Source organism: Streptomyces sp. NPDC004752 (genome assembly GCF_053601275.1).
Map to the genome: position 1 here is coordinate 25,611 of NZ_JBSGBN010000100.1, position 9,589 is coordinate 35,199.

Below are 9,589 nucleotides of genomic sequence, written 5' to 3' on the forward strand. Positions count from 1 at the left end.
ACCCGCGATGGCCACCCTTGCGACCAAGGCCCCGGCCCTGCGGCTGAGCGGCGTCACCAAGCGGTTCGGCGCCTTCACCGCCAACCACCGGGTCGACCTCGACGTCCACCGGGGAGAGATCCACGTACTCCTCGGGGAGAACGGCGCGGGCAAGACCACCTTGATGCGGATCGTCACCGGCCTGTACCAGCCCGACGAGGGCGAGATACAACTCGACGGCGAGACCGCGCACTTCAGGAAGCCCGAACACGCCCTGCGCGCCGGTATCGGCATGGTGCACCAGCACTTCACCCTCGTCCCGACCCTCACCGAGGCCCAGAACCTGGCGATGCGCCCGGCTCGCCTGCCGTGGGGCGACGCAACGGCCGAAGCGCGCCGCCAGGCCGAGGAGATCGCGGCCACCACCGGCCTGCGGATCACCCCCGACCGCCTGGTCGCCGACGCCTCCATCGGGGAGCGGCAGCGGTTGGAGATCGTCAAACTCCTCTGCCGGGGCGCCCGGATCCTGATCTTCGACGAGCCCAGCGCCGCGCTCAGCCCGGGGGAGTGGGACGAACTGGCCGGGCTGATGCGGCGGTTGGCGGCAGACGGGCATGCCGTCGTGCTGATCTCGCACAAGCTCTCCGAGGTGTTCTCCGTCGCCGACCGGTACACCGTCCTGCGCGGCGGAGCCGTCGTCGGCACCGGTCCGATCAGCGATGTCACCGCCGACGAACTGGTGCGGATGATGGTCGGCGACGTGGTCGCCCCACGTCCCGAGCGGGCGCACATCACCCCCGGGCGGCCGGTGCTGACCGTCCGCGACCTGGAGGTCGCGCGCGATCCGCTCGACCCGCACAGCCCGCCCGTCCTCAGCGGCGTGGACCTGGAGGTCCGCGCCGGGGAGATCCTGGGCATCGCCGGGGTGGCCGGGAGCGGCCAGAGCCAACTGGTCGAAGCCCTCACCGGGATCCACCCGGCCCGCTCGGGCCGGATCGAACTCGACGGCAGCCCCTTCGACGACCGCACCCCCCGACGCTTCTACGCCGCGGGCGGCGCCCTCATCCCCGAGGACCGGCACCACGCGGCCATCGTGCCGGGCATGGCGCTGTGGGAGAACATCAACCTTCGCGCGCTGCGAAGACCACCGCTGTGCCACCGGGGCGTGATCGACACTGCGGCGGCCCGCGCCCGCGGCCGGGAGCTGATGGCCGAGTTCGACGTACGAGCCGACTCCGAGCAGGTGCCCATCGGGCGGCTGTCCGGAGGGAACCAGCAAAAGGCCGTACTGGCACGGGAGTTCGCCGACCAACCGACGCTCCTGGTGGCCGTCCAGCCGACCCGCGGCCTGGACGTGCGGGCCACCGACTTCGTGTACCGACGACTCGCCGAACACCGCGAACGCGGCGGGGCGATCCTGCTCGTCTCCATGGACCTCGACGAGGTCATCGCGCTGTCCGACCGGATCGCCGTGCTCGCCCACGGCCGGATCCGCGGGGTGCTGGAGGCGCGCGACGCGACGAGGACGCGCATCGGCGCCCTCATGACTTCAGCCAAGGACGCGCCATGACCATCGCACGGCACCTGCCGCGGGTGCTGACCACCGCGGGGGTGGTGGCCGCCGCGGCGGCCACCGCCTCGCTGATCCTGCTCGCCAGCGGGGTCACCCTGCCGGACGCCGCCGCCGTCTTCTGGGACGGCACGTTCGGCACCAGTACCAACGCCGGCACCACCCTCACCCAAGCAGTGCCGCTGTTCCTGATCGCGCTCGGCTGGATCGTCGCCACCCGGGCCGGCCGGCTGCACGTCGGCTACCCCGGGCAGGTGATCGTCGGCGGCTCGCTCGCCACCGCGGTCGGCCTGCACTGCGGCGGCCTGCCCGCGCCGCTGGCCGTCACCGTCACCGCACTGGCCGGCATCACCGGCGGCGTGCTGTGGGCGGGACTGACCGCCTGGTTGTGGGCCTCGCGGGGCGTACTGGAGATCATCTCCTCGCTGCTGCTCAACCTCGTCGCCACCCAGGTCGCCGCCTGGCTGGTGCGCGGGCCCCTCCAGGGCTCGGGCAGCCAGGAGCCGCAGTCCGCGACCTTCCCGCCGTCCACACTCTGGCCCAGCTCCGCGGCCGTACCCGGCCAGACCCTGTCCCACGACGTCGTGCTGCTGCCGCTGTGCGCCCTCGGGGTGGCACTGCTGCTCTCGCGCACCCCCTTCGGGTTCGCGCTACGGGCCTGCGGTGGCAACGCGGAGGCGGCCCGCTGGTCGGGCCTCGACCCCCGGCGCGTCGGGGTGGCCGCCATCCTCGTCTCGGGCGGCTTCGCCGGACTGGCCGGCGCGGCCCTGCTCTTCGCCGGGACGGCGCCCTGGATGAGCGACGGCTTCGAGGGCGGCGTCGGCTTCAACGGCATCGCCGTCGCCCTGCTGGCGGGGAACTCGCCCGTGTTGGCGGTCTTCACCGCGATCGCCTTCTCCGCACTCACCGTCGGCGGGACGGCGCTGCAGGCCGGCCTCGACGTGCCCTCGTCCCTGGCCCAGGTCCTCCAGGGCGCCGTCATCGTCCTGGTGCTGCTGGCCGCCGTCCTGGCCCGCCGTCGCACGGCGCGCCCGCCCGCACCACCGACACGGACCGCGGCCGAGGTTCCGGCACTCGTCGGCGCCAAGGAGGGGTGACATGGGCATCTTCGACGTGGCGTTCCTCGTCTCGGTCGTGACGATCGCGGCGCCCATCCTGCTGGCGGCCACCGGCGAACTGGTCTCGGAGCGGGCCGGCGTGCTCAACGTGGGACTCGAAGGCGTCCTGCTGGCCGGCGCCTTCGGGGGGTACCTGGGGATGCGGCTGACCGGCTCGATGCTGCCGGCCTTCCTCACCGGCATAGCCGCCGGCCTGCTGTTCGGCGCGGTGATGGCCGTACTGGCCATCGAGGCCAAGGTCGACCAGATCGTGGCCGGCATCGCCCTGACCATGCTCGGCTACGGTGTCACCGCCTTCCTCGACGAGCGGTTCCTCGGCTCGCCGCGCACCTTCGAACCACTGCCCCGGCTCGCGGTTCCGGGCCTGAGCCACCTGCCCGTGGTCGGCCCGGCACTGTTCGACCAGGACGCGTTCATCTACGCCGCGGCCGTCGTGGTCGTCCTGGCCGGGCTGGCGCTGGGCCGGACCACCTGGGGCATCAACCTCAAAGCCGTGGGCGAGAGCCCGGCGGCGGCCGACGCCGCCGGGGTCGGGGTACGGGGCATGCGCTGGGCCGCGGTGCTCTTCTCCGGCCTGTGCGCCGGGGCGGCCGGCGCCTACCTTTCGGTCGGCGACGTCGGGGTGTTCCGCGAGGGCATGACCGGCGGCCGGGGCTATCTGGCCATCGCCGCGGTGCTCTTCGGCGGCTGGCGGATGACCGGACTGGGCATCGCGGTGGCCGTCTTCGCGGTCGCCGACGCCACCCAGCTGCGGCTCCAGGCGGTGGGGGGCATCCCCCGCGAGGTGTGGGTCAGCGCGGCGGTCCTCGTCCTGCTGGCGACGGCGCTCGCCCGCCTCCGGCGCCGCGGCACCGGCACCCGGTCCGGCACCCCGGCCGGCATCCGGTCCGTCGTCCGGCCCACCGCAGTGGAGGCCGCGGGCCTGGCCTGCACCGCCGCCCTGGCCGTCCTGGCCGTCACCGCCCCGACCCTCACCGTGCCCGTACCGCTCTGGCTCGGCATGCCCTATCTGCTGGCGCTGGTCGCCCTGGGCACCGAAGGCAAACGGCGGCACCGCGCCCCCGAGGCACTGGCCGTCCCCTATCTGCGAAGCGAGGTCTAGCGTCAGTCATGATCACGGACGTTCACACGCACTTCTGGTTGCCGGACCACCAGGGTCCGCCCTGGACCGACGGCCTGGGCCGGGTCTCCACCCGCCTGGCCGCCGACGCCATCGACCGGGTGACCGTCGAGTCCTACCGCCGGCAGACCGCCCCGGCGGAGCGGACCATCGTCTTCGGACTCCAGGCCCGGGCCTCGGGCATCATGGTCCCCAACGACGCCGTCGCCGCGTTCGTGCGCGCCGTCGGAGGGCAGACCGTCGGCTTCATGTCGGTGGACCCCACACGCCACGACGCGGTCGAGGAGATCGAGCGCTGCCACGCCGACCTCGGCCTGTGCGGCCTCAAACTCGGCCCCATCTACCAGGGCACCTCGCCGCTGAACCCGCTGACCATGCGGGTGTTCGCCGCGGCCGAGCGGCTCGGACTGCCGGTCATGATCCACCAGGGCGCCATCTTCGCCAACGCCGGCCGACTCGCCGATGCCAACCCGCTGCTGCTGGACGACGTCGCCATCGCCTTCCCACGGCTGCGCCTGGTCATCGCCCACATGGGCCACCCGTGGGTGCACGAGACAGCCGTCGTCATGCGGCGCAACCGGTACGTCTACGCCGACACCTCCGCCATCGCCAGCCGCCCGACGGTCCTGGCCACCGCGCTGTCCGCCGCGAAGGAGTACGGCGTGCTGGACAAGGTCCTGTTCGGCAGCGACTCGCCCATGGTGGCGGCCGGCAGCGCCGCCGCGGCCCTGAACCGCGTCGTCGCCCGCATGCAGCAGATCGCCCACACAGCAGTGACCGACGAGGAACTGCACGCCCTCATGCACCGCCCGTCCTTCGACCTGCTAGGGATCCCGGCCCCCGCCGAGCCCGCGCTGGTCCCCTCTCCCGACCGAGGAGCGCATCCGTGACCGTCAAGCCAGTCGACCCAGTCAACCCAGTGACGGTACCGTCCGTCCACCTCGGCCCCCACCAGGTGGCGCGGGGCCCACTGCCCGAAAAGATCTCCATGGAGCCCGTCACCGAAGGGGCGCCCTACGCCACCGAGCGCACCCTCCTCGACGGCCCCGACGGCTTCTTCGCGGTCTGGGCCTGCGACGCCGGGGTCTACCCGCGCATCAAGGACCGGCGCGGCTCGTTCATGTACATCCTCTCCGGCGACGCCACCATCACCGACGCCGACGGCACCAGCCACGAACTGACCGCCGACAGCGTGCTCGTCCTGCCCTACGCCTGGGAAGGCACCTGGCGGATCCGGGAGACCATCCGCAAGGTCTATCTGCACACCACCCCCGTGCCCCCGCTGCCCGGCGCCCCCGTGCCCTGCGCGTTCACCCCGACCGAACAGGTCCTGCACGCCCCGCTGCCGGACGGGCGGGCCGTGCTCTTCGACGGGCCCGACGGCCGCTGCGCCGTGCTCGCCTGCGAGCCCGGCAGCGCTGCGCCGACCGGGCCGGGCCGCGCGGTGTTCCTCCACGTCCTGGACGGCGAGGCCACCGTCACCGACGCCGACGGCACCCGCCACGAACTGACCGCGGGCAGCTCCGCCGCCCTACCCTCCGGCTGGACGGGCACCTGGGACGTCCACCGCACCCTGCGCACCCTCGCCATCCACAGCACCCCCCGACAGGACACGCCATGATCCACGACGACCCGTACGCGGCGGTCACCCCCGCGCCCGCCCTGAACCTGCGCAGCGACGACCTGCGCCACGGCGAGCGGATGCCGCAGCCCTTCCACGACCCGCAGATCGGCGGCGAGAACACCTCGCCGCACCTGTCCTGGACCGGCTTCCCGCCACAGACCAGGAGCTTCGTCGTCAACTGCTACGACCCCGACGCGCCGACCGGTGTCGGCTTCATGCACTGGGCCGTGGCCGACATCCCCGCGGATGTCACCTCGATTCCCACGGGCGCCGGATCTGTCGGCGGCCAACTGCCGCCGGGTACGCTCACCGTCCCCAACGACCTGCGGATACGCCACTACATCGGCCCCAACCCGCCGCCGGGCTCCGGCCGCCACCGCTACGTCTTCATCGTCCACGCCGTCGACGTTCCCCGGCTGGACCTGGACCCCGACACGACACCGGTCGTACTCGGCTTCAACCTGCACTTCCACACCCTGGCCCGCGGCAGCATGACCGTCTGGGTCGACGCCGCGAGATGAGATCCAGCCCGGGAGGTACCGACATGACAACGCAACGAAGCGTCGCCCGGCACGCCGAGGTCGCGGGAGCCGGTTTCGCGGGCCTGACCGTCGCCACCGCCCTGGCCCAGCGCGGCTGGACCGTGCGCCTGCACGAACAGAACGACGACGTACGCGACTTCGGCGCCGGCATCCTGCTGTGGCGCAACGCGATGCTCGCCCTCGACGTCATCGGCGTCGCCGACGCCATCCGCGCCGACGGGGTACAGCCCCAGTACTACGAGACCAGCCTCGGCGGCAGCACCGTCTCCGCCGAACTGCCCGGCTACCCCTACTGGGCCATCACCCGGCCCCGGCTGCACGCCCTGCTGGCCGACGCCGCCCGCGCCGCGGGCGTGGAGATCGTCACCGGCTCCCGAGCCGTCGGCGCCGACCCGGCAGGAGCCCTGCTGCTGGCCGACGGAAGCCGGGCCGAGGCCGACCTGGTCATCGGCGCCGACGGCGCCGGCTCGGCCGTGCGCGACTCACTGACCGACCTCGCCCAGGAGCGCAGGAAGTACTCCGACGGCGTGTGCCGTGTGCTCATCCCGCGCCCCGAGGCATTCCGCGGCGAACGGTGGGACCGGGTCATCGACTTCTGGACCCTCGAACCGGACGCGATGCGCATCCTGTTCATCCCGACCGGCCCCGACACCATCTACCTGGGCATGATGGCCGAGACCCGCAACCCGCGCGCCTCGCAGATACCCATCGACGTCGAGGTGTGGTCGCAGCGCTTCCCCCACCTGGCGCAGGTCATCGAACTCGCGGGCAAGGCCGAGGGCGGCCGGCACGACACCTACCAGACCACCAGAGTCACCCCCTGGTCCGCGGGCCGTGCCGTCCTCGTCGGCGACTCCGCGCACGCCATGTGCCCGGCACTGGGCCAGGGAGCCAGCGTCGGCATCGTCAACGCCGTCGACCTCGCCCACGCCCTCGCGCAGGGAGACGACATCGAGGCGTCCCTCGCCCAGTGGGAGGCCCGCGAGCGCCGCATGAGCGACGACGCCCAGGCCCGCAGCGCCCACATGGCCGCCACCCGCGGCCTGGCCCTCGGCAACGGATTCACGCCCGAGCTGATGGAGACCGCCAACTTCGTCTCGGCGGCCGTCTCCGAGGAACTCCAGGCCCGCTACCCCGTGCCGGAGGCGAACCGCTCGTGGTGACACCCCAACCCGTCATGGTCGGCGACGCCGAGGTCTGGCGGATCAGCGAGTACGCGGGTCCGAGCCCCGCCACACCGGCCTTCCTGTTCCCCGACAGCGACCCGGCCTACTGGGCCGACAACGCGGACCGGCTCGACCCGGACTTCTACGACGCCCGACACGGCACCCTGCGCTCGGTGCTGCACACCTGGCTGATCCGCAGCCAGGGCATGGTCATCCTGATCGACACCGGCGCGGGCAACGACAAGGAGCGCCCGTACGCGCCCGTCTACGCCCACCACCACACGCCGTACCTGGAGAACCTGCGGGCGGCCGGGGTCCGCCCGCAGGACGTCGACATCGTGGTCAACACCCACCTGCACGTCGACCACGTCGGCTGGAACACCCGGCTGGAGGACCGGGAGTGGGTTCCCACCTTCCCCAACGCCCGCTACCTGATGGGCGAGCCGGACTTCGTGCGCTGGGACCCCGTGCGCACACCCCGCCCACAGGGCGACGGCAACCAGAACGTCTTCGAGGACAGCGTCGCGCCGGTCCACCGGGCCGGGCAGGTCGACCTGTGGCACGACAGCCACCGCGTCAACGGCGAACTCGTCCTGGAGGCCGCCCCGGGCCACACCCCGGGATCAGCCGTCGTACGACTGCAGTCCCACGGCGAAGGCGCGCTGTTCGTCGGGGACATCCTCCACTCGCCCGTGCAGATCGCCCGCCCCGACGTCAACAGCTGCTTCTGCGAGGCCCCGGCCCTGGCCCGGTCCACCCGTCGCAGGCTGCTCGCCGAGGCGGCCGACCGCGGCCTGCTCGTCTTCCCCGGCCACTTCGGCGGCCGGTCGGCCTGCCGTGTGCGGCGGACGGCCCCGGCCGACCCGGCGGCAGCGGAACCGCCGGGCACCGACGCCTTCGCCATCCGCGACTGGGCCGACTTCGACCCGGTCTGACATCTTCTCGCCCTCTCTCCCTAGGAGCCCATCGTGAACCAGGACCTCTACGACGACGGCCTCGCCCTGCGCCGCCGGGTGCTCGGCGACTCCCACGTCGATGCCTCGCTGGCCGCGGTCACCGACTTCTCCCGCGACATCCAGGAGTACGTCACCCAGTACTGCTGGGGCGACCTGTGGAACCGCCCCGGCCTCGACCTCCAGGAGCGCAGCCTGGTCAACCTCGCCATGATCACCGCGCTCAACCGGGGCCACGAGTTCAAGGCCCACGTCCGCGGCGCGGTCAACAACGGCGTGTCCCGCGAGAAGATCAAGGAGGTGCTCATGCAGAGCGCCTTCTACTGCGGCGGCCCCGCCGCCCTGGAGTCCTTCCGGCTGGCCGCCGAGGTCCTCGACGCGATGGACGCCGAGCGATGAGCGGTGAGATCGGATTCGTCGGCCTGGGCAACATGGGCAGGCCGATGGCGGCGCGGCTGGCCGCCGAGGGTCACCGGCTGACGGTCGCGGACGCCGCCCCCGGCGTGGCCGCCGCCTTCGCCGCCGAACACCCCACCGCCCGGGTCGCCGACACCAACGCCTCGTTCGCGCGGATACAAACCCTGGTGCTCATGCTGCCGGACTCGAACGTCGTCGAGCAGGTACTGGAGGGCGACGGCCTCGCCGCCGCGCTACCGCCCGACTGCCTGGTCATCGACATGAGTTCCTCCGAGCCGCTGCGCACCCGGGCGCTGGCCCGCCGACTGGCCGACCGCGGCCTGTCCCTGCTGGACGCACCGGTGTCCGGCGGCGTCCGCGGCGCCCGGGCCGGCACCCTGTCGGCGCTGGTCGGCGGGGCACCGAAGGACCTGGCACGGGCCACCCCGCTGCTGCGCGCCCTGGCCCGTACCGTCGTGCCCGTCGGCGGCACCGGCTGCGGCCACGCCGCCAAGGCGCTCAACAACCTGGTCTCGGCCGCCACCGTGTCCGTCACCGTCGAGGCGCTGGCACTCGGCGAGGCGTTCGGCATCCCGCCCGAGACGATGACGCAGGTACTCAACAGCTCCTCGGGCCGCACCAACACCAGCGAGAACAAGGTGGCCCAGTTCATGACGAGCGGCAGTTTCGACTCCGGCTTCGCCCTGCGGCTGATGTCCAAGGACGTGGACATCGCCGTCGGCCTGGCCCGCTCCCTGGACCGTACCGCGGAGCTGTCCGACCACGTGGCCGACCAGTGGCGCCGCGTCGCCCGCTCGGTCCCGCCACAGACCGACCACACCGCGATGTACGCGCTGCTGGGCGCGGCGGCCGACGAGGAAGACAAGGAGGCGACCCGATGACCGGGGCACTGCTGCACTGGATCGACGGCGCCGCCACACCCTCGGCGGACGGCACCACCCGCGTCGGCACCGACCCGTCCACCGGCGGCCCGGGCGCCGAGGTCACCCTCGGCACCGCGGCCGACGTCGACCGCGCCGCCCGCGCCGCGCACGCCGCCGCCCGTGGCTGGCGGCACCTCGCCTCCGCCGAACGCGGACGGCTGCTGGCCGCCATCGGCC

General features: G+C 73.0%; 11 protein-coding genes. All 11 read left to right on the plus strand.

Annotation, left to right across the window (positions count from 1 at the left end; genetic code table 11):
* The first annotated feature begins 7 nt into the window (after nucleotides 1–7).
* The gene (locus ACWEKM_RS32760; protein WP_451624893.1) at nucleotides 8–1,549 is read left to right on the plus strand and encodes an ABC transporter ATP-binding protein; all 1,542 of its coding nucleotides are present in this window, start codon (nucleotides 8–10) and stop codon (nucleotides 1,547–1,549) included.
* Entirely contained in the window at nucleotides 1,546–2,646 is a 1,101-nt protein-coding gene (locus tag ACWEKM_RS32765) for an ABC transporter permease (RefSeq protein ID WP_451624894.1), read from the plus strand. Before ACWEKM_RS32760 ends, ACWEKM_RS32765 begins: the two co-directional genes overlap by 4 nt.
* 1 nt (nucleotide 2,647) lies before the next feature.
* Nucleotides 2,648–3,769: an ABC transporter permease gene (locus tag ACWEKM_RS32770; protein ID WP_451624895.1), complete on the plus strand. Its 1,122-nt coding sequence runs from the start codon at nucleotides 2,648–2,650 to the stop codon at nucleotides 3,767–3,769.
* Between the two features lie 8 nt (nucleotides 3,770–3,777).
* Complete coding sequence (locus tag ACWEKM_RS32775) at nucleotides 3,778–4,677, plus strand: amidohydrolase family protein (protein WP_451624896.1); 900 nt, start codon at nucleotides 3,778–3,780, stop codon at nucleotides 4,675–4,677.
* Nucleotides 4,674–5,408 (plus strand): cupin domain-containing protein, encoded by a 735-nt coding sequence (locus tag ACWEKM_RS32780; RefSeq protein ID WP_451624897.1) that lies wholly within the window; start codon nucleotides 4,674–4,676, stop codon nucleotides 5,406–5,408. Before ACWEKM_RS32775 ends, ACWEKM_RS32780 begins: the two co-directional genes overlap by 4 nt.
* The gene (locus ACWEKM_RS32785; RefSeq protein WP_451624898.1) at nucleotides 5,405–5,932 is read left to right on the plus strand and encodes a YbhB/YbcL family Raf kinase inhibitor-like protein; all 528 of its coding nucleotides are present in this window, start codon (nucleotides 5,405–5,407) and stop codon (nucleotides 5,930–5,932) included. The genes ACWEKM_RS32780 and ACWEKM_RS32785 overlap by 4 nt, the downstream gene beginning before the upstream one ends.
* A gap of 23 nt (nucleotides 5,933–5,955) precedes the next feature.
* The gene (locus ACWEKM_RS32790) at nucleotides 5,956–7,116 is read left to right on the plus strand and encodes an FAD-dependent oxidoreductase (RefSeq protein ID WP_451624899.1); all 1,161 of its coding nucleotides are present in this window, start codon (nucleotides 5,956–5,958) and stop codon (nucleotides 7,114–7,116) included.
* A 14-nt stretch (nucleotides 7,117–7,130) separates the two neighbouring features.
* On the plus strand, nucleotides 7,131–8,054 hold the full coding sequence (locus tag ACWEKM_RS32795; RefSeq protein ID WP_451624904.1) for an MBL fold metallo-hydrolase: 924 nt from the start codon (nucleotides 7,131–7,133) through the stop codon (nucleotides 8,052–8,054).
* A 33-nt stretch (nucleotides 8,055–8,087) separates the two neighbouring features.
* On the plus strand, nucleotides 8,088–8,471 hold the full coding sequence (locus ACWEKM_RS32800) for a carboxymuconolactone decarboxylase family protein (RefSeq protein ID WP_451624900.1): 384 nt from the start codon (nucleotides 8,088–8,090) through the stop codon (nucleotides 8,469–8,471).
* Nucleotides 8,468–9,370, plus strand: coding sequence for an NAD(P)-dependent oxidoreductase (locus ACWEKM_RS32805; protein WP_451624901.1), 903 nt, complete (start codon nucleotides 8,468–8,470; stop codon nucleotides 9,368–9,370). The genes ACWEKM_RS32800 and ACWEKM_RS32805 overlap by 4 nt, the downstream gene beginning before the upstream one ends.
* A partial coding sequence (locus tag ACWEKM_RS32810; RefSeq protein WP_451624902.1) for an aldehyde dehydrogenase family protein occupies nucleotides 9,367–9,589 on the plus strand: 223 nt, incomplete at its 3' end. The genes ACWEKM_RS32805 and ACWEKM_RS32810, both read left to right, overlap by 4 nt.